At 71.3% G+C, this 24,384-nt stretch carries 24 protein-coding genes and 1 tRNA gene; 8 read left to right on the forward strand and 17 right to left on the reverse strand.

Features of this window, described 5'->3' with window-relative positions:
* The first annotated feature begins 43 nt into the window (after positions 1-43).
* A complete protein-coding gene (gene greA / locus KSO97_RS11365) occupies positions 44-547 on the forward strand; it encodes a transcription elongation factor GreA (RefSeq protein ID WP_232678941.1) in 504 nt (167 codons plus the stop codon).
* 84 nt (positions 548-631) lie between these two features.
* Here the strand turns inward: greA and ilvA are convergent, their stop codons facing one another.
* The 6 genes from ilvA to trpS all read right to left on the reverse strand — a co-directional run bounded on the left by ilvA (position 632) and on the right by trpS (position 6,416).
* Complete coding sequence (ilvA, locus tag KSO97_RS11370; RefSeq protein ID WP_232678943.1) at positions 632-1,879, reverse strand: threonine ammonia-lyase; 1,248 nt, start codon at positions 1,877-1,879, stop codon at positions 632-634.
* Between the two features lie 4 nt (positions 1,880-1,883).
* Positions 1,884-3,329: an AI-2E family transporter gene (locus KSO97_RS11375; RefSeq protein WP_232678945.1), complete on the reverse strand. Its 1,446-nt coding sequence runs from the start codon at positions 3,327-3,329 to the stop codon at positions 1,884-1,886.
* 73 nt (positions 3,330-3,402) lie between these two features.
* Entirely contained in the window at positions 3,403-3,645 is a 243-nt protein-coding gene (locus KSO97_RS11380; RefSeq protein WP_232678946.1) for an SCO4848 family membrane protein, read from the reverse strand.
* 45 nt (positions 3,646-3,690) lie between these two features.
* Positions 3,691-4,758, reverse strand: a complete 1,068-nt coding sequence (locus KSO97_RS11385; RefSeq protein ID WP_232678948.1) for a YihY/virulence factor BrkB family protein — start codon at positions 4,756-4,758, stop codon at positions 3,691-3,693.
* Positions 4,759-4,764: 6 nt separating this feature from the next.
* On the reverse strand, positions 4,765-5,289 hold the full coding sequence (locus tag KSO97_RS11390; protein WP_232678950.1) for a 2'-5' RNA ligase family protein: 525 nt from the start codon (positions 5,287-5,289) through the stop codon (positions 4,765-4,767).
* A gap of 68 nt (positions 5,290-5,357) precedes the next feature.
* Positions 5,358-6,416 carry a tryptophan--tRNA ligase gene (gene trpS / locus KSO97_RS11395; protein WP_232678953.1) on the reverse strand — a complete coding sequence of 353 codons (1,059 nt, stop codon included), beginning with the start codon at positions 6,414-6,416 and terminating at the stop codon, positions 5,358-5,360.
* A gap of 38 nt (positions 6,417-6,454) precedes the next feature.
* Here trpS and KSO97_RS11400 point away from each other — a divergent pair, with 38 nt between their 5' ends.
* The 3 genes from KSO97_RS11400 to KSO97_RS11410 all read left to right on the forward strand — a co-directional run bounded on the left by KSO97_RS11400 (position 6,455) and on the right by KSO97_RS11410 (position 9,259).
* Complete coding sequence (locus KSO97_RS11400) at positions 6,455-7,207, forward strand: maleylpyruvate isomerase family mycothiol-dependent enzyme (RefSeq protein ID WP_232678955.1); 753 nt, start codon at positions 6,455-6,457, stop codon at positions 7,205-7,207.
* Positions 7,208-7,523: 316 nt separating this feature from the next.
* The gene (locus tag KSO97_RS11405) at positions 7,524-8,636 is read left to right on the forward strand and encodes a GNAT family N-acetyltransferase (RefSeq protein ID WP_232678957.1); all 1,113 of its coding nucleotides are present in this window, start codon (positions 7,524-7,526) and stop codon (positions 8,634-8,636) included.
* Positions 8,637-8,662: 26 nt separating this feature from the next.
* Positions 8,663-9,259: a class I SAM-dependent methyltransferase gene (locus tag KSO97_RS11410; protein WP_232678959.1), complete on the forward strand. Its 597-nt coding sequence runs from the start codon at positions 8,663-8,665 to the stop codon at positions 9,257-9,259.
* Here KSO97_RS11410 and KSO97_RS11415 read toward each other — a convergent pair.
* From KSO97_RS11415 to KSO97_RS11440, 6 genes are all read right to left on the reverse strand, one after another.
* Positions 9,226-10,515, reverse strand: coding sequence for an MFS transporter (locus tag KSO97_RS11415; RefSeq protein ID WP_232678960.1), 1,290 nt, complete (start codon positions 10,513-10,515; stop codon positions 9,226-9,228). The genes KSO97_RS11410 and KSO97_RS11415 overlap by 34 nt on opposite strands.
* A gap of 98 nt (positions 10,516-10,613) precedes the next feature.
* Complete coding sequence (locus KSO97_RS11420) at positions 10,614-12,068, reverse strand: aldehyde dehydrogenase (protein ID WP_232678962.1); 1,455 nt, start codon at positions 12,066-12,068, stop codon at positions 10,614-10,616.
* A 99-nt stretch (positions 12,069-12,167) separates the two neighbouring features.
* Positions 12,168-13,316, reverse strand: coding sequence for a hypothetical protein (locus KSO97_RS11425; RefSeq protein ID WP_232678964.1), 1,149 nt, complete (start codon positions 13,314-13,316; stop codon positions 12,168-12,170).
* A gap of 1 nt (position 13,317) precedes the next feature.
* Positions 13,318-14,469, reverse strand: a complete 1,152-nt coding sequence (locus tag KSO97_RS11430; protein WP_232678965.1) for a phosphotransferase family protein — start codon at positions 14,467-14,469, stop codon at positions 13,318-13,320.
* A gap of 35 nt (positions 14,470-14,504) precedes the next feature.
* Positions 14,505-14,966 carry a PaaI family thioesterase gene (locus KSO97_RS11435; protein ID WP_232678967.1) on the reverse strand — a complete coding sequence of 154 codons (462 nt, stop codon included), beginning with the start codon at positions 14,964-14,966 and terminating at the stop codon, positions 14,505-14,507.
* A 76-nt stretch (positions 14,967-15,042) separates the two neighbouring features.
* On the reverse strand, positions 15,043-16,800 hold the full coding sequence (locus KSO97_RS11440; protein WP_232678969.1) for a glycerol-3-phosphate dehydrogenase/oxidase: 1,758 nt from the start codon (positions 16,798-16,800) through the stop codon (positions 15,043-15,045).
* A 66-nt stretch (positions 16,801-16,866) separates the two neighbouring features.
* Between KSO97_RS11440 and KSO97_RS11445 the strand changes: the two genes are divergently transcribed.
* Both KSO97_RS11445 and KSO97_RS11450 read left to right on the forward strand, forming a co-directional pair.
* On the forward strand, positions 16,867-17,823 hold the full coding sequence (locus KSO97_RS11445) for a nitronate monooxygenase family protein (RefSeq protein WP_232678971.1): 957 nt from the start codon (positions 16,867-16,869) through the stop codon (positions 17,821-17,823).
* Positions 17,820-19,085, forward strand: a complete 1,266-nt coding sequence (locus KSO97_RS11450) for a CapA family protein (protein WP_232678973.1) — start codon at positions 17,820-17,822, stop codon at positions 19,083-19,085. The genes KSO97_RS11445 and KSO97_RS11450 overlap by 4 nt, the downstream gene beginning before the upstream one ends.
* A gap of 9 nt (positions 19,086-19,094) precedes the next feature.
* Here KSO97_RS11450 and KSO97_RS11455 read toward each other — a convergent pair whose 3' ends face one another.
* The 4 genes from KSO97_RS11455 to KSO97_RS11470 are packed head-to-tail and all read right to left on the reverse strand — an operon-like array spanning position 19,095 to position 22,598.
* On the reverse strand, positions 19,095-20,204 hold the full coding sequence (locus tag KSO97_RS11455; RefSeq protein WP_232678974.1) for a GuaB3 family IMP dehydrogenase-related protein: 1,110 nt from the start codon (positions 20,202-20,204) through the stop codon (positions 19,095-19,097).
* 9 nt (positions 20,205-20,213) lie between these two features.
* Positions 20,214-21,284: an adenosine deaminase gene (locus KSO97_RS11460; RefSeq protein ID WP_232678975.1), complete on the reverse strand. Its 1,071-nt coding sequence runs from the start codon at positions 21,282-21,284 to the stop codon at positions 20,214-20,216.
* A gap of 28 nt (positions 21,285-21,312) precedes the next feature.
* A complete protein-coding gene (locus KSO97_RS11465) occupies positions 21,313-22,062 on the reverse strand; it encodes a thioredoxin domain-containing protein (RefSeq protein ID WP_232678976.1) in 750 nt (249 codons plus the stop codon).
* Positions 22,059-22,598 carry a DoxX family protein gene (locus KSO97_RS11470; RefSeq protein WP_232678978.1) on the reverse strand — a complete coding sequence of 180 codons (540 nt, stop codon included), beginning with the start codon at positions 22,596-22,598 and terminating at the stop codon, positions 22,059-22,061. The genes KSO97_RS11465 and KSO97_RS11470 overlap by 4 nt, the downstream gene beginning before the upstream one ends.
* 78 nt (positions 22,599-22,676) lie before the next feature.
* Here KSO97_RS11470 and orn point away from each other — a divergent pair, with 78 nt between their 5' ends.
* Both orn and KSO97_RS11480 read left to right on the forward strand, forming a co-directional pair.
* Positions 22,677-23,336: an oligoribonuclease gene (gene orn, locus KSO97_RS11475; protein ID WP_232678980.1), complete on the forward strand. Its 660-nt coding sequence runs from the start codon at positions 22,677-22,679 to the stop codon at positions 23,334-23,336.
* 38 nt (positions 23,337-23,374) lie between these two features.
* Positions 23,375-23,450, forward strand: a tRNA-His gene (locus KSO97_RS11480).
* A gap of 49 nt (positions 23,451-23,499) precedes the next feature.
* On the opposite strand, the gene KSO97_RS18310 is transcribed toward KSO97_RS11480, so the two are convergent.
* Complete coding sequence (locus KSO97_RS18310; RefSeq protein ID WP_232678982.1) at positions 23,500-24,246, reverse strand: IclR family transcriptional regulator; 747 nt, start codon at positions 24,244-24,246, stop codon at positions 23,500-23,502.
* Positions 24,247-24,384 lie beyond the last annotated feature (138 nt).

Raw genomic sequence — 24,384 nt, forward strand, 5'->3', positions numbered from 1 at the left:
CGTGACATCGAGAACCAGCAGCGAGAAAGATCAGGAGACCGCCATGTCGCAGTCGACCGAGCAGGGCACCGTCTGGCTGACCCAGGAGGCCCACGACAAGCTCCGCAGCGAGCTCGAGGAGCTCAAGGGTCCGGTCCGTCAGGAGATCATCGCCCGGATCAGCGCGGCGCGCGACGAGGGTGACCTGAAGGAGAACGGCGGCTACCACGCGGCGCGCGAGGAGCAAGGCAAGCTCGAGGGCAAGATCCGCCAACTGGAGGACATGCTGGAGCGTGCCGAGGTCGGCGAGACGCCGCCGGACGACGGTGTCGTCGAGCCGGGCATGGTCGTCACGTACAAGTTCGAGGGCGACGACGATGACGAGGCCGAGACCTTCCTGCTCGGCGCGCGCGAGATCGAGCCCGAGGGGCTCCAGGTCTTCTCCCCCCAGTCTCCGCTCGGCTCCGCGATCAACGGCAAGCCGCGCGGGGAGACTGTGAGCTACGAGGCGCCCAACGGCAAGACCCTCCGCGTGGTCATCCTCGACGCCAAGCCCTTCACCGGCTGAGGAAGGCGCTCGACCCACCGGGTCTCGTGACGGTCGCAGAGCGACCTCCTCGACCGCCGACCCCGGGTGGGCGGCCACGGCTCGCTACCGCGACTCGACCCGATAGCCCGCCCGGTGCAGCCGGGCGATCACCGAGGCGGCGTGGTCCTCGCCTCGGGTCTCCAGCTGCAGATGCACGTCGACCTCCGCGAGGTTGAGCGTCGGGGAGATGCGTTCGTGGGTCACCTCGAGCACGTTCGCACCGCACTCGCCGACCTCCCCGAGCAGGCGCGCCAACCCACCCGGCAGGTCGGGGATGGTCACCCGGACGTCGAGGAACCGGCCGGCCGCGGCCATGCCGTGCTGGATGACCTTGCCGAGCAGCACCGGGTCGATGTTGCCGCCCGAGAGCACCGCCACGACCGGACCGGTGAAGTCGCCGGGGGCGTCGAGCAGCGCGGCGACGGCGGCCGCACCGGCCGGCTCCACGACGACCTTCGCGCGTTCCAGCAGGGCGAGGAGCGCACGAGAGAGCGACTCCTCCGAGACCGTGAGGACGTCGTCGACGTGGTCGCGGACGGCGGCGAAGGTCAGGTCCCCGGGCAGACCGACGGCGATGCCGTCGGCCATCGTGCGCATGGTCTGCAGCGGCACCGGTCGACCTTGCGCGAGGGAGTCGGGGAACGCTGCGGCACCGGCGGCCTGCACCCCCACCACGCGGACGTCGGGGCGTAGCGCCTTCACCGCGATCGCGACGCCGGCGAGCAGGCCGCCTCCCCCGGTCGGCACGACGACCGTCGCGACGTCGGGCACCTCGTCGAGCACCTCGAGCCCGAGCGTGCCCTGCCCCGCGACGATGTCGACGTGGTCGAAGGGGTGGATGAAGACCGCTCCCGTCTCCTCGGCGAAGGCACGTGCGGCCCCCAGCGCTCCCTCCAGGGTGGTGCCGGCGAACACGACGTCGGCGCCGTAGCCGCGCGTCGCCTTCTCCTTCGGGATCGGAGCACCTTCCGGCATGAAGACGGTGGCCCGGACGCCGAGTTGCTGGGCTGCCAGCGCGACCCCCTGGGCGTGGTTGCCTGCCGAGGCGGCCACGACTCCCCAGTCGCGCTCCTCACCACTGAGTCGAGACATCCGCACGAAGGCGCCGCGCGCCTTGAACGAGCCTGTGCGTTGCAGGTTCTCGCACTTGAGGTGGACCGGGGCGCCGACGACCGTGGAGAGCCACCGCGACTCCTCCATCGGCGTCACGACGGCGAGTCCGCGCAGCAGCTCCCGGGCGGAGGCGATCTCGTGCGCCGTGACCTCCTCGGTGGAGGCGGAGCCTGGTGCGTCGAACTGCGGGTCGGCCATGGGCTCAGAGCTCGGGCTGGGTGCCCGCCTCCGACTCGCGGAGCGAGTCCGACGACGGAGGAACCGCCCCGGTCTCGCGATAGTCCTCGTCCAACTCGTCGACCGGATCGTCGCCGACGTCGGTGAAGGAGGCCAGGTGCTGGACCACGGCGTTGGCGGCGGCGGCGAGCGGCACGGCGACGAGAGCGCCAGCGATGCCGCCGACCAGGATGCCGCCCGCGATCGCCAGGATCACGCCGAGCGGGTGAACCGAGACCCAGCGCCCCATCAGGAAGGGCTGGAGCACGTGGCCCTCCAACTGCTGCACACCGATCACCACCGCGAACATGATCAGGGCTGTGACCGGACCCTGATCCACGAGCGCCACCAGCACGGCGACGGCGCCGGCCACGGTGGCACCGACCATCGGCACGAACGCGCCGAGGAAGACGAGCACGCCGATCGCCAGGACGAACGGGACCTGGAGGATCGCGGCGCCGATCATGATCCCGATCGCGTCGACCGCGGCGACGATCACCGTCGCCCGGACGAACTGGGTCAGGCTGATCCAGGCCACCCGACCCGAGCTGTCGACCCGTTCGCGTGCCGCCCGTGGGGCCAGGCGCACCAGCCACGCCCAGATGCGCTCGCCGTCGGCGAGGAAGAAGTAGAGCGAGAAGAGCACGATGAAGAAGCCGGCGAAGACGTGACCGAGCGTGCCGCCGAGGGCGGTGGCCTGGGTGAACCAGTCGGTGTCGCTGGTGCGGTCGCGGATGGCCTGCTGGGCGTCCTCGATGTAGCCCTGGATCTGGGAGTCGCTGGCGTTGAGCGGCCCGTCCTTGAGCCATTGGCGGATCTGCCCCAGGCCCTGGACGGTGGAATCGGCCAGGTCGTCGGCGCCGCTGGCCACCTGCTGGCCGGCGAACGTGAGCAGGAGCCCGACGCTGCCCAGCATGCCCAGCACGACGACGATCGCCCCGAGGCCGCGCGGGATGCCGACCACACCGAGGAGCCGCACCAGCGGGCTGGCCAAGGCGGCGAGCAGCAGCGCGATCGCGATCGGGAAGGTGATGACCGAGAGGTAGCCCACGACCCAGAAGATCGCGAGGCCGGCGACGGCGATCACGATGAACCGCCATGCCCAGGCCGCGGCGAGGTCGAGCCCCCACGGCACCTGGGCGCGGCTGAAGTTCGAGCGCCCGCCCTCGACCGGTCGGACCTCTCCGCGCCGCTCGCGCTCCTCGCGCAGCAGGGCCCACTGCGCCGCGACACGCGCCGTCAGACGCTCCTCGCGCTCGCGCTCCTCACGGTGCCGTTCCTCGCGGAGCCGGTCGAGGAGCCGTCGTCGACGCTCGGGCTCGGAGACGTCGACCTCCACGTGACCCTCTGCGGTGCCGTCACCAGGACGCGGGTGGAGGCTCGGCTCGGGCCGCTCGCCCCCGGGGGACTCGGAGGAGTCGTGGTTGGTCACCGGACCATCCTGCCTCGCCGCACCGACGTCCAGCACCCTCCCCACGCCGGGATCGGCACAGCCGCGGCGCGTGTCAGTCCTGTGCGGGCTCCCCAGCGCGGGAGGCGCGAAGCGCCTTCCAACCCACGGAGCCCAGTGCCGCTGCGATCGCCATGTTGACCACGATCAGGACCGCGTGCGCGACCCAGTACCCGGTGGCGCGGTCCTCGCCGGCCTCGTAGGCGCTGAACAGATTCGCGGCGAAGTTGCCGAACGACACCACGTTCCACACGGCGACGGCCAACAACAGGACGGCGTGCTTCCTCTCGAACCTCACGCGGTCATTGTCGCCGGTGGGTCGCGGCTCGATGGCTCCGCGGGGTCACCGACGCCGAGGGACCCGGCGCACGACGCCGACCAGCGCGAGCATCGCGCCCGCGCCGGCCGCGAACGGTCGGATCCATCGCGGCCCGGCGCCGGGCTGGTCGAGCGCGTCCTCGATCGGCGCCGTCGGCCCCGCCCCGTTCCCCGCCGGTGGGAGCGACGGCCCGTGCACGGGCTCGCGGGGATGCTCCTGGCGATGGGCCCGCGCCTCCGGCGTGGTGTAGGCCCAGGCGGCGGCATAGAGCACGAGGCGGGAGAAGTAGTTGATCCAGACCAGCAGGATCAGCGCGATCCCGAAAGCCTGGAAGGCGGGCTGTCCCTTGGTCGAGGAGAGCAGCAGACCCGAGAACTGCTTGAGGACCTCGAACCCGATCGCACCGAGGACGGCGCCCTGCCACAGCGACCGACGCGGTAGATCCGGCTCGGTGAGCAGCTTGAAGACCGCGAAGAAGAGCACGACGTTCGCGGCGAGCCCGACCAGCAGCACCAGCACCTTCACGACCCAGCCCAGCTCGGAGCCGAAGCCGAGCCAGTCGACGATGTCTGCGGAGAATCCTCCGACGAACCCGGCCACGGCCACCGTGACCAGGAGGACTACGCCGATCAGGGCGAGGGCGGCGAGATCGCGGAGCTTGCCGACGATCCACGACGGCTGCTCGGTCGGCGGCAGGTCGAACATCACCGTGAGCGCCTCACGAAGCGCCGAGACCCACCCCAGGCCGGAGTAGAGGACGCCGATCAGACCGATCAGGCCCGCGAATCCGGAGAACGAGCGGACGTCGTCGAGGGAGAGCTGGGTCTCCCGCTCCCCCACCACACCCGGCAGCACGGAGTCGATCGCCGAGACCAGGGAGTCGTTCGCGTCGGGCCAGATCGTCGAGATGTAGCCGACGACGAAGAACGCCAGCGCCAGGATCGGGAAGAACGACAAGAAGGCGAAGTAGGTGACCGCACCGGCCTGCTGACTGCCCTGCGCCGTGCCGAAGCGCTCGTTCATGCTGAATACATGGTCGAGCGCGGGGTGGCGCTCGCGCAGGGACTGGAGTCGAGAGCGAAGACCTGCCATGGCGCCTCAGTTGCCCCCGGCGGTCGGCCCCAAACCGAACTCTCGGGTGGGACGCCATCCCTTGTGCTCGTCGTGGACGTAGAGATGGAAGGTGTTCACGTCGAAGGCGCACTCGAACCCGGCCAGCTCGCCGAAGGCCCGGTCGAGCGCGTCGTCGTCCAGGTGGTGGGCGATCGTCACGTGCGGGTGGTAGGGGAAGTCCAGCTCGACGGCGAGCGGGCCGGTGCGCACGACGTCGGCCAGCTGCTCGCACTCGCTGATACCTCGAGCCAGGCCGACGAACACCACCGGCGAGACTGGGCGGAACGTACCGGTGCCGCGCAGGTGCACCGAGAACGGCGGGTGCATCGCGGCGGCGGCGGCCAGGTGCGCCTCGATCTCGGCGAGGTCGTCACGCACCTCGGTGGGCGGCACCAGCGTGATGTGGGTGGGGATCATCGTCGCGGTCGCGTCGCCCAACGCGGTGCGGTAGTCCTGCAGCTGGGTGGCCCAGGGTTCGGGGATGGCGACGGCGACCCCGATGGTGAGCATGCGGCCGAGCCTAGTGGTGCAGGCGGGAAATCATCAGGGGCCGGGGGCCGTGACGGAGCCGGCCGAGGTCAGAGCGCCGGCGGCGCGACGAACCCGACGCGCTGGTAGACGTCGCGCAGCGTCGCCGTGGCGACCTCGCGGGCCTGGGCGGCGCCGTCGGCCAGTACGGAGAGCAGCTGCTCCTGATCGTCGAGGAGCTCCAGGGTGCGGTCGCGGAACGGCGTCACGAAGTCGACCACGACGTCGGCGAGATCCTTCTTGAGGTCGCCGTAACCCTTGCCCGCATAGTCGTCGGCGATCGTCGTCGGTGCGACGCCTGTCAGCGCGGAGTAGATCGTGAGCAGGTTGGAGACGCCCGGCTTGGCGTCGGGGTCGAAGCGGATGTCGGACTCGGAGTCGGTGACGGCCGAGCGGACCTTCTTCGCCGAGACCTTCGGATCGTCCAGCATCTCGATGATGCCGCCGGGCGAGGAGTTCGACTTCGACATCTTCGACGTCGGGTCCTGCAGGTCAGCGATCCGGCCCGTGGCCTTGAGGATGTAGGGCTCGGGCAGCCGGAACGTCTTCTTGAACCGGTGGTTGAACCGCTGGGCGAGGTCGCGCGTCAGCTCCAGGTGCTGACGCTGGTCCTCGCCGACCGGCACGTAGTGCGGGCGGTAGAGCAGGATGTCGGCCGCCTGGAGGATCGGATAGGTGAAGAGGCCGACCGACGCGGCGCCCTCGCCCTGCTTGGCGGACTTGTCCTTGAACTGGGTCATCCGACGCGCCTCACCGAACCCGGTCAGGCACTGCAGGACCCAGGAGAGCTGGCTGTGCTCGGGCACGTGACTCTGCACGAAGATCGCCGAGCGCGCCGGATCGATGCCCATCGCGATCAGCTGCGCCGCGGCGCGCAGGGTGCGCTCCCGCAGCACCTTCGGGTCGTGCTCGACGGTGATCGCGTGCTGGTCGGCGATGAAGAAGAACGGCTGGTAGTCGCGCTGGAGGTCCACCCACTGCCGCAGTGCACCGAGGTAGTTGCCGAAGTGGAAGCTGTCGGCGGTCGGCTGGATGCCGGAGAGGACCCGGGGGCGGGCACCCGTCGAGGCGGGCGGGACCACGACCTCGGGCTCGGTGGTGGCAGGCATGGTCGGCATTCTTCCGCACCGGCTGGGATGATCTCGACGTGGTTACCCCGCTGCCGCCCGCCCGGCATCTCACCGGCCTGCACGAGGCCATGACCCACTTCGCGCGTGACGCGGCGCGCGCGGGTCTCGACGTCGAGGTGCCGACCTGCCCGGAGTGGACCGTGCGGCGCCTGATCGGCCACCAGGGTGCGGTGCACCGGTGGGCCCACGGCGCGCTGCTCGGCACGGACCTGGAGTGGGCACCCCTGGAGAAGCAGGGCCGCAGCAGCGCCGACCCGATCGAGTGGCTGCGCGACGGCGCGATCGACCTGGTGACGACGCTCGTCGCGGCAGCGGACGACGTCGAGGCGCCGGTGTTCCTGCTCGAGGCGCCTCCTGCCAAGCAATTCTGGACGCGGCGGCAATGCCACGAGACCACCATCCACGCCGTCGACGCGCTGGCTGCGACCCTCGGGCGCCCTCCCCGAGCCGAGGAGACCTGGATCGGTTCCGACCTCGCACTCGACGGCGTCGACGAACTGCTGTGCGGGTTCGTCCCACGAGAGAAGTCGCGCCTGCGGGCCACATCGCCGGTGACCCTCGGGATGGTCGCGACCGACGTCGACCACGGCTGGACGGTGCACATCACCGCGCAGGCGCCGGTCACCACCCGGGTCTCGCCCGACGAGGCGGCCGCCGCGGACGCCGTCCTCACCGGCACGGCGTCGCAGCTCTACCTGGCGTTGTGGCACCGCAGCGACGAGCTGACCTCCGACATCTGGCCGCTCTGGCACGACTCCGCCGTGCACTGATCGCGCGCCCGTCCGCGCTCGCTCGGGTCGGCATCGACCAGGTCGGCGGGCGTCCGCCGACGTCCAGCCCGGGCGGCGGTGACCTACTGAGAGTTGCGGCCCGGGCGGCGGTGACCTACTGAGGCTTCCCGGTCGGCGAATCCTCAGTAGGTCACCGCTCGCCGGCCGCGGCCGCCCGCAAACCTCAGTAGGTCACCGCTCTCCGGCTGCGGCCCGCGCAACCCTCACTGGCGCACCGCCCTCCCGGAAACGACCAGCGATGAGGCCGCCCGAAACCGGGAGGACGTCAGCCCGGCAGGCGTGGCACGGTGGAGGGGTGAGTCCATCCCCGACGGTCCCCACCCTCACCGACGGCGTCGTGACGCTGCGAGCGATCCGCGAGACCGACGCTCCGCGCGTGCACGAGCAGTGCGTCGACCCGGACTCGGTGCGCTGGACGCAGGTGCCCTCGCCGTACGCACCCGAGGACGCGATCGTCTTCACCCGCGACGTCGCCCCGCAGATGTGGGTCAGCGGGGAGGAGTGGATCTTCGCCATCGAGGTGGACGGCCTGTTCGGCGGCAGCCTCGCCCTGCGCGATCGCGGCCAGGGCCGGGCCGAGATCGGCTACGGCACCCATCCGGCGATCCGGGGAACCGGCGCCGCCGAGCGCGCCCTCCGGCTGCTCCTGGAGTGGGGGTTCGCCGACCAGGGCCTCACCGTCGTGACCTGGAAGGCGGCGGCGGGCAACTGGGCCTCGCGCCACCTCGCCTGGCGTGTCGGGTTCTCCTTCGACGGCGTTCTGCGCGGCACCCACCCTCACCGCGGCGAGCTCGTCGACGGCTGGATCGGCACGTTGCAGTCACACGAGACGCGTGAGCCCCGCCAGAGATGGCTCCGCGCACCGGTCCTGGAGACCGACGGCGTCCGCCTGCGGCCACTGCGCGAGCCAGACGTCGTCCGCGTGGTCGAGGCATGCTCCGACGAGCGGACCCAGCACTGGTTGGGCACGATGCCGACGCCGTACACGGCGGAGAACGCCTACGCGTGGTTCGAGGCGAACAGCGAGGGGCAGGCCGCTGGCACCAAGGTCACCTGGGCGGTCGTCGATCCGGCCGGCGACGACCTGCTCGCGGCGGTCAACCTGTTCGACATCACCGATCGGGACTGCGAGATCGGCTACTGGGCCCACCCCCGTGCGCGCGGACGCGGCGTCGTCAGCGCCGCGGCGCGGGCCGCCGTCGGGTGGGCGTTCGAGGAACTGGGGGTCGAGCGCGTCCGCGGCGTCGCCGCCGTCGAGAACGGCGCCTCGCGGGCCGTGCTCGAGCGCGTCGGGATGACGAGCACGGGCGGCGAGCGGCTCGGCACGGTGCTGCGCACCGGCCCCGCCGACGTCGCGATCTACGACGTCCTGCGGACTGAGTGGGAGTCAGCCCGACCGCCACGGTGACGGCGCCGCGCTGCGAGACTCGGCCCATGGTCCAGATGTCGGAGTTCGAGTCGCTCTTCTGCCGCACCCGGCTGTGGCGGTCGGTCGCCCGACGCTTCGTCGTGCCGCGCGTGCTGGACGGCGGCGAGGTCGGGCCGCAGGTCCTCGAGATCGGGTGCGGGAGCGGCGCGATGGCCGCCGAGGTCCTCGCTCAGCGACCGGGGATCGACCGCTACGTAGCCACCGACGTCGATCCGGCCATGGTGCGGCTGGCGCGACGCGAGCTGGCGTCGCAGGCCGGGCGCGCCGAGGCGGCCGAGGTGGACGGAGCGCGTCTGCCCTACGGCGACGGCTCCTTCGACACCGTCTGCAGCTGGCTGATGCTGCACCACACCATCACCTGGGAGGACGTCGTGGCCGACGCGGCACGCGTGCTTCGACCGGGCGGACGACTGGTCGGCTACGACCTGCCCGACTCGCCGCGAGCGCGACTGGTACACCGGGTGACCCGATCGCGCGTGCGGATGGTCGCGCCCGAGGAGCTGGCGCGCGAGCTCGTCGCCCTCGGATTCGAGTCCGTCGAGGTCGAGCCCCTCGGTGTCGCCGACACCTATCGGTTCTCGGCGGTCCGTCCGCCCGGCTGAACCAGCCTGCTGAGCGCGTCCTGGCGACGCTGGAGCAGCGCCGACCAGACGAGCACGAGCACTCCGGCGATCGAGAGTGCGACGCCGGCCAACGCCGGTGCCCGGTAGCCGTGGCCCGCCGCGATCACGATGCCGCCGATCCAGGCGCCGAGCGCGTTCGCGACGTTGAGCGAGGCGTGGTTCATCGCGGCTCCCAGCGTCTGCGCCTCCCCGGCGACGTCCATCAGCCGCAGCTGCAGGTTGACCACCAGGACCGAGCCGAGCGAGGTGATCGCGAACGCCGCGGGCAGCGCGCCCCATCCGGTCGGCGCGAGGAGCCAGAAGGCGACGAGCGCGAGGCCGAGACCGACGCTGCCGACGAACAGCGAGTGCATGACCGACCAGTCGGCGAGCGGTCCCGCGAGCCAGGTGCCCGCGACCATGCCGAGACCCAGCACGAGCAGGAACACCGGTACGGCGCCGTCGCCGAGGTCGCCGACCCGGGTCACGGTCGGCGCGATGTAGGAGAACACGGCGAAGAGCCCACCGAACCCGATCGCCCCCGCCAGCAGCGTCAACCACACCTGGGCCTTGCCGAAGGCCGCCAGCTCACGCCGTCCACTGGCCCCGGCGAGCGCCGGCACCGAGGGGACGACGGCGAGCACGAGGGCGACGGTGAGCAGGGCGAGCAGGCTGACCGACCAGTACGCCGAGCGCCAGCCGAGGTGCTGACCCATCCAGGTGGCGGCGGGTACGCCGATCACGTTGGCCACCGAGAGGCCCAGCATCACGCTCGCCACGGCACGTCCTGCCCGACCGGCCGGCGCGAGCTGGGTGGCCACGAGCGAGGCGACCCCGAAGTAGGCACCGTGCGGCAGACCGTCGAGGAAACGCGCGACGAAGAGCATCTCGAAGCCGGCTGCGACCGCGCTGAGGGCGTTGAAGAGCCCGTAGGCGAGCATCAGCGCCACCAGGAGCGCCCGCCGGGGCCACCTGGCGCCGAAGAACGCGAGCACCGGCGCGCCGACGACGACGCCGAGTGCGTACGCGGAGATCAGGTGCCCGGCGCTGGGGATCGAGGCATCCACGCCGGCGGCGATCTCGCGGATCAGCCCCATCGTGACGAACTCGGTCGTGCCGATCGTGAAGCCACCCATCGCGAGCGCGAGGACGGCCAGCCGGTAGTGGCCCGCGGGGCGAGCCGCCTGCGAGCGAGTCGGGGCGGAGCCGTCGGAGGTCGAGTCCGAGGACGAGTCAGTGGCGGCGGTGGCGGTCACGTGCAGCTTTCAGGTCGAGGGGCGACGTCAGTCTCAACGTCGCGACCCCCGACCACCTATTCCTCCAGCGATCGGGCGGGATCACTGGAGGTGACGGGTCACATCGGGGGCGACTCCAGGTAGATCGACTTGGCCTCCGTGTACTGGGCCAGGCCCTCGGGCCCGAACTCACGTCCCAGCCCCGATGCCTTGAAGCCGCCGAAGGGAGCGGCGAAGTCCATCGTGTAGGTGTTGATGCCGTAGGTGCCGGTACGGATCTGGCGGGCCACGGCAAGGCCGGCCTCCTTGTCCTGGGTCCACACGGTGCCGGCGAGCCCGTACTCGGAGTCGTTGGCGATCCGGACGGCGTCCTCGACCCCGTCGTAGCCGATGATCGAGAGCACGGGACCGAAGATCTCCTCCTGCGCGATCCGCATGCGGTTGTCGACGTCGGCGAAGACCGTCGGCTTGACGTACCACCCACGGTCGAGCCCCGCGGGCATGCCGGTGCCGCCGGTGACGACGCGGGCGCCCTCCGCCTGGCCGATCTCGATGTAGCCCTGCACACGCTCCTGCTGACGTCGCGCGACCATCGGGCCGATCTCGCTCGCCGGGTCCATCGGGTCGCCCACGACCATCGAGCCGATCGCCGAGCCGATGGCCTCCACGACCTCCTCGTAGCGCGAGCGCGGGGCGAGGATCCGGGTCTGGGCGACACAGGCCTGACCGGAGTTCATCACGCCGAGGAACTTCACGCCCTCGGCGGTGACGGCGAGATCGGCGTCGTCCAGCACGATCGCGGCGGACTTCCCGCCCAGCTCCAGGCTGCAGCGCTTGAGCTGCTCGCCGCACACGGCGCCGATCTTGCGGCCCGCGGCGGTCGAGCCGGTGAAGGCGACCTTGTCGATGCCGGGGTGCGCGACCAGGTGCTCGCCCGTCTCGCGGCCACCCGCGACGAAGTTCACCACGCCTGCCGGAACACCGGCCTCGTCGAGCAGCTCGGCCATCAGGTAGGCGTCCAGTGGCGTCTCCGGGGCAGGCTTGACCACGACCGTGCAGCCAGCGAGCAGCGCCGGGACAACCTTGGACATGATCGTGAACTGCGGCACGTTCCACGGCGGGATCGCGGCGACCACGCCGACGGGCTCGTGTCGCACCAGCACCGGCGCTCCCAGCGCACCCGGACGCTCGGCCTCCCACGGGAACTCGCGGGCGATCGCGAGGAACGACTCGATCTGCATCCACGGCGCCGGCACCTGGGCGAGGTTCGCGAACGAGGTGGGCGAGCCCATCTCCGCCGAGATGAGGTCGGCCATCTCACCCATCCGCGCCGCATAGAGGCCGGAGAACGCCGCCACGACGTCGATCCGCTCCGCCGGCGACATCCGCGGCCACGGGCCCTGGTCGAAGGCCTGCCGCGCCGCCGCGACGGCGGCGTCGATGTCGGCCGGCGTGCCCTCGGGCACGCGCGCGATGACCTCCTCGGTGTGGGGCGAGATCACCTCCAGCATCTGGGCGGACGCGGGCGCGGCCCACCCGCCGTCGAGATAGAAGCTGTCGCGGTCGAGGGTCATGGGTACCTGTTCCTTGCTCGTGGATCGCTGTGGTCGGTGTGCATGGGGTGGTGTCGTGACGCCGCTCGCTCCTCGCGGCTCGTCACCACCGAGCGGGGCTCACGGGGCGGTGGCGAACCAGTCGCCGAAGCCGCTCGCGTCATGGCGGCCCAGGCAGAAGTGCTCGAAGAGTCCCCAGCCCTCGTGCGTCGCGCCGTCCTCGGTGAGCACCGCGCGACCGACGTGGTCGACGCAGGCGAACATCACCCGACCGGCGACAGCGGGATCGGCGAGGTCGTAGGTCACCCGCTCGGCGAACTTCTCGCTCTTCCAGAGACCGTGGCTCCAGTCAGGGTCGCCGCCGTAGCCCGCACCCACGTTCAGCGGCGCGGCCAGGAGCGAGGAGACCTCCATCTCCAATGTCCGCCCGTCGGCCGTCGTGGTCCGCAGAGTGGCACCCGACGGCATCCGTGTGCCCGACTCGTAGTGGATGGCGACCTGCGGCCAGCCCAGCTGCTCGATGCGGCCGTCGGGCCAGATCCGGTGGCAGTCGTTGAGCGACCGGTAGCCGTCGGGATCCTCCTGCATGATCACCACGACGGCGAAGTCGTCGAACCGCATCGGCACGTAGAGCCACCACATGCCGTCGAACGGCGGGTTGGCGGGCGCGCCGGCAGGCTCGGCCTCGCCCACGGGTCGGATGCCCCATGACCGGTCGCGCGTGCCGACCCAGCGGTCCGGCGTCACCTCGATGCGCTCGCCGTCGACGACGACGTGGCCGCTCCAGGTGCCCACCTGGGCGAAGCGCTGCGCGTCGAGGGTGACCCGCGCGCCGGTGCGGAGCACGTGCGGCATCTCCTGCAGCACCGGGAACGAGCCCTCCCACGTCAGGTCGGCCGAGATGCCCTCGGTCTCCTCCAGCACCACCCGCAGTTTCTGCAGGGGCTCGATGATCTCGATGCGGTACGGGCCGACGTGCTGGTTGAGACGGTCGGTGTCGGCGAGATCGGAGAGGTGCAGGGCGGTGTGCGTGCCGGGCGCGCCGTCCTTGCCCGGGCGCGCGACGAAGAAGAAGGCGTCCTTGGTGCCGAGGTTCGGGTAGTAGCCCATCCCGGTGATGACGAAGATCTCGCCGCTGCGATCGTGTGCGTTGAGATAGCACCGGTCGTAGAAGTTGCGGTCGCTGCTCGCGGGCCACGCGACGGGCTGCGCCGTCTGATGGATCGGGTACTCGTCGAGGGCGGAGAGGCCGCCGGCACCGTGGGTCATCTCAGGCTCCCGCCTGCTCGAGGATCCGCTCGACGAGCGGCTTGCAGTGGAAGAGGGACTCGACGTCGTCGGGACGCTCGATCTCTCCGAAGTGGATCTGGCGAGCGCCCGTGCGCATGAAGACGATGCACCACTGCAGGCCGTTGAAGACGTGGTACCAGGTCAGGTCGCCGAGTTCGACGCCGCTGAGCTCGCGGTACGTCGCGACGACGTCCTCCTCGCGCAGGAAGTCGGGCATGCCCGGGAGGCCCATCACTCCGGCGATGGTCTCGAACACCTGGTGGGCGAACAGCATCCACGACAGGTCGAGTTCTCGGGGGCCGAGCAGCGCCACCTCCCAGTCCAGGACGGCGACCGGCTCGAAGTCGCGGTAGATGACGTTGCCGATCCGGGAGTCGCCCCAGCACAGGACGGCGTCCTCGTCGTGGGCGGTCGGCACGTTCGCCTCGAGCCAGGCGAAGGCGCGCTCCACGAGCGGCGACCGGCCGATGTCGGCCGCGGCGAACTCGTACCACTCGCGCACGCGGGCGATGTTGCGCTGGAGCAGGTCGCCGCCGGTGAGCCCGTGCGCGGCGGGGTCGAGGAACGGGAACCGTGCGGCGGCGTCATCGATGGCATGGAGGCCGACGATGGCGGCGACCGTGGAGTCCTGGAGTCGGCGCTGCTGCTCGGGTGCGGCGTCGAAGAGCCAGCTGTCGCCGAAGTTGTAGGGCAGGACGTCGGGCGGGATCACGCCGTCGATGCGGTCCATCAGGAAGAAGGGCGTGCCGAGAACGTCGCCGGTCGGCTCCATCAGACTGACCCGCGGAACGGGCACGTCGCTGAGCTCGCCGACGAGCCGCATCGCGTCGTACTGGGCCTGCAGGTCGTAGCGCGGGAACACCGGGAAGTCGGCTTCCGACGGCGCGACCCGCGCGACGAACGGACGGGTGGTGCGCTCGCCGTCCTCGGTCCACGTGGCATCGAGCACGAGGGTCTCCGAGCTCATCCCATTGGCGTCGATGCCCGAGTGCAGCACCACCTGCGGCTCGGCTCCGGCCGGGAGCACCTCCGCGAGCCAGGCCTCCAGCAGGCCGGGCACCGTGCTCGCGTCCCGGCTGCTGCGCTGCATCTTCAGGTCGGACGGCGGGGCGGTGGGTGTGTCCTGGGTCACCCCCGAAGTCTCACTAGAACGTGTTCTAGTGTCAATCACAATCCGGTCGGAAGCACCGCATGGCTCGAGACGGCACGCGCGATCAGGCGGCCGTCCTGATGGATCTCGGCGTCGGCGGAGGCGATCCGACGGCCCGCACTGACGCAGCGGGCCGTGACGACCAGTGGGCGTCCGGGCTGGGCAGCCCGGACGTACTGCACCGTCAGCTGCACGTGCGGCGCCGGCACTCCGTCGGGCGTGCGCGCGTGCACGGCCCAGCCGGTGGCCGAGTCGAGCAGCGAGCTGAGGTACCCGCCGTGCAGGATCCCCCCGCCGTTGCAGTGCTCGGGCCCGGGCACGGCCCGCATCCGCACGCCGGCGTCGTCGATGCCGACGACCTCGAAGCCGAGCAGCGACGAGAACGGCCCCGGATCGGTACCGCTCACGATCTCGTCCGCCGCGCCCCCGTGAACCGTCGTGGGGCCTGCTGCGGGTTCTGGCTGCGTGCGATCGTCCACGGACGCGACCGTAGCGAGCGCGAGGCTCGCGGGGGCCGCGGGGCCGTCGGGTTGACCGGTGGATCAGGCTGGCGGGTCAGACGATGTCAGGCACCTGCACCCGCGCCTCGTCGGCCTCCTGGTCGGTGAGCTTGAGCTGGCTCTGACGTTCGGCCTCGACGCGACGCAGGTAGTGGTCGACCTCCTCGGCGATACGGGCTGCGTCCCAGCCGAGTTCCGCAGCCATCAGACGCGCCACCTGGGGCGCGGCCGCGACACCGCGGTCGAAGCTCTCGATGGAGATGCGGGTACGTCGCGTCAGGACGTCGTCCAGGTGCCGCGCGCTCTCGTGCGTGACCGCGTAGACGACCTCCGCCGCGAGGTAGTCCTCGGCGCCCTCGATCGGGGCACCGAGCACGCGACGCTCGCCGATCAGCGCGAGGACGTCGTCGATCGCCCCGCCGTACCGGCTCAGCAGGTGGTCGATCCGGGCCACGTGAAGGCCCGAGCGTCGGGCCAGCAGCACCCGCTGGTTGGAGCGGGTCTCGTAGCCGTCGGCACCGAGCAACGGCACCCGGTCGGTGATCGAGTCCCGGATCGTCAGGTTGGTCGAGGTCTTGAGCGAGTGCGCCGCCGCGTCGACGGCGTCCGCCGCCATGACGCGATAGGTGGTGAGTTTGCCGCCGGCGATCATCACCAGCCCCGGCACCGGCGTCACGACGGTGTGCTCGCGAGAGATCCGCGACGTCGGCTCGGACTCGCCCGAGAGCAACGGCCGCAGGCCCGCGTAGACGCCCTCGACGTCGGCGTGGTCCAGCGGCTCGCGCAGAATCGCGTTGACGTGGTCGAGCACGTAGTCGATGTCGCGTCGGCTGGCCGCCGGATGCGCCTTGTCGAGGTCCCACGGGGTGTCGGTGGTGCCGATGATCCAGTGCCGTCCCCACGGGATCACGAACAGCACCGAGGTCTCGGTGCGCACGATGAAGCCGGCCTCGGAGCGGATGCGGTCGCGCGGAACGACCAGGTGCACGCCCTTGGACGCCTGCACGTGGAGGGCCCCCCGCCCGCCGACCATCTCCTGGATGTCATCGGTCCAGACCCCGGCGGCGTTGATCACCACGCGTGCCCGCACCTCGAGCTCACGATCGTGCTCGAGGTCGCGCGCGGTCACCCCGACCACACGCTCGCCCTCGCGGAGGAACCCGGTGACGCGAACCCGGGTCGCGACCTGCGCGCCGTGGGCGGCCGCCGTCCGGGCGATGGTGAGCACCAGACGGGCGTCGTCGACCTGGCAGTCGTAGTAGCGGATGGCCCCGGCGAGCTTGTCGGCCTTGAAGTCCGGAGCGATCCGCGCCACCGAACGGCGGCTCAGGTGCCGGTGCCGGGGCACGCCCATGTCGTAGCGGCTCGCCATCGCCATCGCGTCGTAGAGCGCGAGGCCGGCGCCGACGTAGGGCCGCTCCCACCCGCGCCGCGTCAACGGGTAGAGGAAGGGCACCGGTCGCACGAGGTGCGGAGCCAGCCGGGTGAGCAGCAGACCCCGCTCCTGCAAGGCCTCGCGCACCAGGGCGAAGTCGAGCATCTCCAGGTACCGCAGACCACCGTGGATCAGCTTGCTGCTGCGACTGCTGGTGCCGCTGCCGAGGTCGCGCTGCTCCAGCAGACCGGTGTTCAGCCCGCGGGTGACGGCATCCAGCGCGACGCCCGCCCCGACGACCCCGCCGCCGACCACCAGGACGTCGAGCTCGGCCTCACCGCTCGCGCCGGTCATCGAGGCGAGCGCGGTCTCGCGCGCATCCGGACCCAGCGCGCTGGGACTGGGCAGGTGACCGCGATGACCTGGGGTGCCGACCATCGACCCATCCAAGCAGGGGCAGGTGACACCCGGGTTGCGTATCGGAGGCATGCGACAGTGAGACCCGTGAACCGCGTACAGCAGCTTCTCGGTGTCGAGATCCCGATCGTGCAGGCGCCGATGACCTTCATCGCCCGTGCCGAGCTGGCCGCGGCGGTCGCCGAGGCCGGCGGGCTCGGCGTCATCGAGACCCTCTCCCCCGAGGGCCGCGACGACCTGCTCCGAGTGCGCGAGATGACGGCCAGGCCGGTCGCGGCGAACCTGATGATCCAGGGCTGGAAGCACGATCCCTCGATCGTCGACACCTACGTCGAGGCCGACGTGCGCGTGGTCTTCTCCTCCGCAGGCGACCCCGGCCTCTTCACCGAGCGGTTGCACGACGCCGGCATCACCGTGGTCCACGTCGTCGGCTCGCTCAAGGCCGCGTTGAAGGCGGCCGACGCCGGTGTGGACGGCCTGGTGGTGGAGGGCGTCGAGGGTGGCGGCTTCAAGAGCGCGCTCGGCGCCTCGACGATGGTGCTGCTCCCTCTGGTCGCGAGCCGCGTCGACCTCCCGCTCGTCGCCGCGGGCGGCATCTGCGACGCGACGTCGATGGCGGCCGCGTTCGTGCTCGGCGCCGAGGGGGTGCAGATGGGGACCCGGATGCTCGCGACCGCCGAGGCCGGCGTGCACGAGCACTTCAAGGGCGCCATCGTGGAAGCCGGCGACGACGGCACCGTGCTCCTGCAGGTGCCCGGCAATCCCACGATGCGCGTGCTGCGCAACGGTCTCGCGACCGGTGCACTCGACCGCGGCGCGACCCCCGCCGCAGATGTCGGCGGCGAGCCGTTGCTCGGCCGGATCCACGACCTGTACTTCGGTGGCGACATGGAGGCGAGCGTCGCCAACACCGGCCAGGTCTCGGCCCGGATCGACTCGGTGCGCCCCGTCGCCGAGGTGATCGGGGAGATGTGGGCGGGCTGTACGCAGGCGCTCGAGATCGCTCGCAACCGCATGGCCCCCTCGCGCGTCTCCTCTGCGTGAGAAACCGCGGACCCCTCGGACTCGGCCTGGTCGCTGCGGCGTTGGTGGCCGCCGCCACCGTCGGCGGACCCGCCGACCAGGTCGTGCACGACGTCGCCGTGCTGGTCGACGAGATCGCGGCCCCGACCGCCACGGGGGACGCAGGCGCGGACTCTGCCGACGGCACCGCCGCGGGCCGTGCCGAGATAGGCGGGGCAGACAGGGCCCCCCGCCGGATGTCGCTGGTGATGGGCGGCGACCTGCTGTGGCACAACACCGTGTGGCAGTCGGCGCAGGTCGACGCGACCCGCACCGGACGTGGGTACGAGGGGTTCGACTTCGACCCGATGTTCGCGGGGCTGCGGTCCCTGGTCGCGCGGGCCGACGTCGCGCTGTGCCATGAGGAGGTGCCCTTCGCGCGCCCGGGGCAGGCGCTGCAGAGCTATCCGGTGTTCGCCGCACCCCGACAGGTCGCACCGTGGCTCGCCGACTTCGGCTTCGACGCCTGCACGACCGCGTCCAACCACGCGGTCGACCAGGGCTGGGAAGGGCTCCGCTACACCGCGACCCTGCTCCGCCGGCACGGCGTGATGCCGATCGGCACCTTCCGCAGCGCCGCCGAGCGCCGCCGTCCGGTCATCCTCGCCACCGACGACGACGTCCGCGTCGGTGTGGTCGCCGGCACCTACAGCCTCAACGGCTTCCTGATGCCCGAGGGGCGACCCTGGGCCGTCTCGTTGTGGGACGCCGACAACCTGCTCACCCAGGCCCGGGCAGCCCGCGCCGCGGGAGCCGACATCGTCGTGGTCCACCTGCACGGAGGCGACGAGTACCAGCACCTGCCGAACGCCGACCAGGTCTCCCTGGTGCGCCGGCTCACCCGGTCGCCCGATGTCGATCTCGTGCTCGGCGACCACGCGCACGTCGTCCAACCCGTCACGCGGGTCAACGGCACCTGGGTGGTCTACGGCATGGGCAACATGGTCGCCCAGCAGGAGCCCTCCCGGCCGGCGACCTACCAGGGCATCAGCGTGCGCTTCGAGTTCACCGAGCGAGACCCTTCACGAGGCGGCGGCTTCGCGGTGACCCGGGCCGCCTACATCCCGACGACGTGGAACCTGTACGGCGGAAGTGCGAACCCGATCCGGATCGTGCGCATCAACCGGGCGCTCCGCGCCGGCTGGCCGGACGCCGCGATGCGGGCGCGTCTGCTGGCCGCGCGCGCCGCGATCCGCGACGCGGTCGACGGTCTCGGCCGAGCTCCCGGTCTCCGCGAGGGCTGAGCCGGTGGGTCAGGCCTGGAGCACGACCTCCACGCGCTGGAACTCCTTGACCTCGGTGTAGCCCGTCGTGGCCATCGAGCGGCGCAGCGCGCCGACCAGGTTCATGGTGCCGTCGGCGACGCGCGAGGGGCCGAAGAGCACCTCCTCGAGGGTGCCGACCTGCTCGAACCGCACCCGCTGGCCACGGGGCAGCTCGGCATGGTGCGCCTCGGCACCCCAGTGGAAGCCGCGGCCCGGGGCGTCGGTCGCCCGCGCGAACGGCGAACCGACCATGACGGCGTCCGCACCGCAGGCGATGGCCTTGGAGATGTCGCCCGACTTGCCGATCGAACCGTCGGCGATCACGTGGACGTAGCGGCCGCCGGACTCGTCGAGGTAGTCGCGGCGCGCGGCGGCGACGTCGGCCACCGCGGAGGCCATCGGCACGGCGACGCCGAGGACCGTGCGGGTGGTGTGGGCGGCGCCGCCACCGAAGCCGACGAGGACACCGGCCGCGCCGGTGCGCATCAGGTGCAGGGCGGCCTGGTGGGTCGCGCAACCGCCGACGATGACGGGCACGTCGAGCTCGTAGATGAACTCCTTGAGGTTCAGGGGCTCGGCCTGACTGGAGACGTGCTCGGCCGAGACGGTGGTGCCGCGGATGACGAACATGTCGACGCCGGCGTCGACCACGGCCTTGGCGAACTCCTTGGTGCGCTGGGGCGAGAGCGAACCGGCGACGGTGACCCCGGCTTCGCGCATCTCGCGCAGCCGCTCGGCGATCAGCTCGGCCTTGATCGGCTCGGCGTAGATCTCCTGCATCCGCGCCGTGGCGTCGACGCCCTGCAGTTCGGCGACCTCGGCGAGCAGGTCGGTCGGGTCGGCGTACCGGGTCCAGAGGCCCTCGAGATTGAGAACGCCGAGTCCGCCGTGGCGGCCGAGCGCGATCGCGGTCGCGGGCGACATCACCGAGTCCATCGGCGCCGCCATGATGGGCAGCTCGAAGCGGTAGGCGTCGATCTGCCAGGCCGTGCTGACCTCCTCGGGGTCGCGCGTGCGCCGCGAGGGCACGATCGCGATGTCGTCGAAGGAGTAGGCGCGCCTCGCGCGCTTGGCCTGTCCGATCTGAATCTCGGTCACGCGGAGAGATTAGAGGCTCGGCGCCCCGGGAGCGTCGTTCGGGCCGCCGGCGCGGGCCTCGGCGTGCGCGTCGATCTCGGCCGACAGACGGGCGCGGACGTCGTCGGGCGCGAAGGAGTAGCGGACGGCGGAGCGGGCGAGGTCGCTGACGCCGTCGGCGTCGAGGCGCAGCAGGTCGGCGGCGATCTCGTACTCGCGGTTCAACGTGGTGCCGAACATCGGCGGGTCGTCGGAGTTGATCGTCACCGGCACTCCGGCGGCCACGAGGGTCTCGAGCGGGTGCTCGGCCAGGCCCGGCACCGCGCGGGTGGCGACGTTGGACGAGGGGCACACCTCGAGCGGGATGTCGTGCTCGGCGAGGTGGGCCATCAGCGCGGGGTCGGATGCCGCGGAGATGCCGTGCCCGATCCTCTCGGCGCCGAGCAGGCGGAGGGAGTCCCAGATGGTCTCGGGGCCGGTGGTCTCGCCGGCGTGGGGCACCGAGCGGAGCCCGGCTGCCCGGGCGCGCTCGAAGTGCGGCGCGAACTGCGGGCGCGGGACGCCGATCTCAGGACCGCCGAGTCCGAATCCGATCAGCGCGTCCGTGCGGTGATCCAGGGCGTAGCCGAGCGTGGCGTCGGCGGCGGGGATCCCCGACTCACCGGGGATGTCGTAGATCCAGCGCAGCACCACGCCGAAGTCCCGCTCAGCCGCGACACGTGCGTCCTCGATCGCCTCGGTGTAGGCCTCGATCGGCACACCGGCCAGCACCGAGGTGTACGGCGTGCAGGTCAGCTCGGCGTACCGGACCCGCTGCTCGGTGCCGAGGTCGCGCGCGATCTCGTAGGTGAGGTAGCGGACGTCGTCGGGCGTACGGATCAGCGCCACCACGGCCAGGTAGACCTCGATGAAGTGCGCGAAGTCGCGGAACTCGTAGAAGGACCGCAGACCCTCCGGGTCGGCCGGCACCGTCCCGGGGTGACGGGCGGCCAGCTCGCCGACCATCCGCATCGACGCCGACCCGACGTGGTGCACATGCAGCTCGGCCTTGGGCATCGTGGCGATGAACGCGGCGAGCGGGTGCGGGTCCGGAGCAGTCACGACGGTCACCCTGCCAGTCTCACCCAGGTCACTGGACGGCGGCGACCAGGTTGTCGGCGACCTCCTCGTAGGTGCGTCCGTCGCGGAAGACCTGGCCGTCGAGCAGGATCGTGGGAGTCCCCGTGACGCCGGCGGCGCCCGCCGCCTTCGTCGCGGCAGCGACGTCGTCGGCCCGCGCGTCGTCCTCGATGCCTGCGCGCACCTCGTCCTCGTCGGCGCCGGCCTCGACGGCCTTCTGCACCAGCCAGTCCGCGTCAGGGAAGGTCGTCTGGCTCTCCGACGGCTGGTCGGCGAAGAGGAGGTCGTGGAAGGCCTTGGCGACCTCGTCGCCTGCGGCGTCCTGCACCACGAAGAACGCGTTGAGCGCGTCCGCCGAGTAGGGCCCGAGGCGATCGAGCACCACCATCGGCCGGTACTCCAGGCGGACCTTGCCCGCCTCGGCCAGAGCGGTGAGGCGCTCGCCCGCCGTCTGCTCGACGATGCCGCAGAGCGGGCAGAGGAAGTCCTCGTAGATCACGATGCTGTGCGGTGCGTCGGCGGAGCCGACGGCCAGGCTGTGGTCGCTCGACGCGGTGCCGCTCGCCGCGGCGTCCTCGATGGCGCCAGCGCTGTCGTTGGCGCGGTTGATCAGGAACCCGCCTCCGACGAGGGCGGCGATCACCGCCACCACCGCGAGACCGGTGAGCAGGTTGCGACGCCGCTCACGCCGTCGGGCTGCCGCCTGCGCGGCAGCATGCCTCTCCGCTCGCTCCTGTGCCTTGGACCTGCTCACGCTCATCGCTCGATCTCCTGCTGGTCGTCCTGGTCTGGGGTGAGTTCTGGGAGGTGCTCGCTGCCGTCGATGTCGGTCGGCTCAAGCGCGCGGTGTCGGAAGAGGACGCCGTCCAGCGCGAGACGTGAGCTCCCGACCGCGACCACGAACACGCTCATGGCGATCAGGCCTACGTCGCGCGCGATCTCCCACGGGTACTCCGCGGCTGCGTCCGGGTTGGGGCCGCCGTCGCCGAAGCACCCGCAGTCGATCTCCAGGCCCTGCGACCAGGCCCAGGAGATGCCGAACACGAAGGCGCCCAACAGCAGCGCGGAGAGGACCGCTGCCCCGCGCGTCATCACACCCAGCACGAGTGCGAGCCCGAGCACGACCTCGAGTGGGGGCAACAGGTAGCCGACCGGCTCGACCCACGCCCCCGGCAGCAGCTCGTAGGCTCGCACCGACTCGATGCTCGCGGCCGGGTCGGGCAGCTTCACCAGACCCGCGTAGAGCCACACCCCACCGACCACGAGTCGGGCCACCAGGGCCAGCCACTGCTTCACGGATCCGAACCTAGATCGGTCCCCTGAGTCGAACCTGAGCGTCGTCGGCCGGCGCCGCACGCCGTAGGGTGGCTCGGCGTGAGCGACCGTCTGGTGTGGATCGACTGCGAGATGACCGGCCTCGACCTCGGCGCGGACGCGCTGATCGAGGTCGCGGCCCTGGTGACCGACTCCGAGCTCAACGTGCTCGGCGACGGCGTCGACGTGATCATCAAGCCTCCCGCCGCAGCGCTCGACCAGATGATCGATTTCGTGCGGTCGATGCACGCCTCCTCGGGGCTGCTCGAGGAGCTCGAGCACGGCGTCAGCCTCGCCGAGGCCGAGCGGCAGGTACTGGACTACATCAGAGCCCACTGCCCGCCCGACAGCCGTCCGCCGCTGGCCGGCAACACCGTCGGCACCGACCGCAACTTCCTCGCGCGCGACATGCACGACCTCGACGCGTTCCTGCACTACCGGATCATCGACGTCTCCTCCATCAAGGAGTTGGCGAAGCGCTGGTACCCCAAGGCCTACTTCGCGGCTCCCGCCAAGCGCGGCAACCACCGCGCCCTGGCCGACATCCAGGAGAGCATCGAGGAGCTGCGCTACTACCGCGACGCCGTCTTCGTGCCCGCTCCCGGCCCGGACTCCGACACCGCACGGGCGCACGCCGCCCGGCACGGCGGAGCCCTCACCGGACTGTCCGAGGCCGGCGCCGCCGCTGCCGGCGATACCGATTCAGCGCCCGGCGACTGATCCGTCTACACTTCATCCGGCCCGTGTGACGGGTCATGGTGGGTATAGCTCAGCTGGTAGAGCGCCGCGTTGTGGTCGCGGATGTCGCGGGTTCGAGTCCCGTTACTCACCCCACACGAGAGCAAGGCCCCGGTCCGCACACGCGAGCCGGGGCCTTGGTCCTCTAGACCCGGGCTCCGGCAAGTCTCGACGCCTCGTCGACGCCGCTGCCCAACACACGTACCAGCGCCGGCAGGCGATCCTCGTCGTAGCGGAACTCGGGAACGGTGATGGTGATCGTCCCCCGGGCGTGCCCATCGGGTCCGAGGACGGGGCCCGCGATGCCGACGGCCCCGGCGATGCGCTGTCCGTGCGTGCAGACGTAGCCGTGCTCACGCACGTGCTCCAACTGCTCTTCGACCTCGCGGCGTCGTGGGCGTGTCAGTGCGGCGAGGACGTCGTCGACCTGCTCGGTCGGACCGTAGGCGAGGGCCGCGAGACCACTGGCTCCGGTCGACATCGGACCCCACTCGTAGAGCGGGACGACGTAGCGCAGCGGGTGGTCGGCCTCGGTACCCGCCACGAACATCATCGCGCTCGTGCGCCAGTCGACGATGGACAGCACGGCGGCCTCCCCGGACCGCTCGGTGATGCGCTCCAGGACGGGCCGCACCAGGTCCGCGATGTTGTGCCGCCGGGTGATGTGGTGCGCGAGCCGCAACGAGGCGCCGGACAGGTCGAATCGCTTGGTGGCCTCGTCCTGCTCGACCAGGCCGCTCTCGCACAGCGCCGTGAGCGCGCGCAGACACGTGCTCGGGCTCAGCGCGAGTTCGCGTGCGAGCTCACGCACGCCCCAGTCTCGGTCGCTCTCGGCCATGAAGGTCAGCACGGCGAGCACCTTCGCCGCCGGATCTCTGCTCTCGGCTACCACGACGGCAGCGTAACGCCGTGCCGCTCAAAGGAACTGAAATGAGCGTGAACGGAACGCCGAGCTGTTTCCAGTAGGTGAAATCTGGCGGAAACCCTTGACTGAACAAACGTTCGCGCAGTTCACTTCACGGACAGAGCG

Origin of the sequence: Nocardioides sp. R-C-SC26 (assembly GCF_021246465.1) — a bacterium.
GTDB lineage: Bacteria > Actinomycetota > Actinomycetes > Propionibacteriales > Nocardioidaceae > Nocardioides.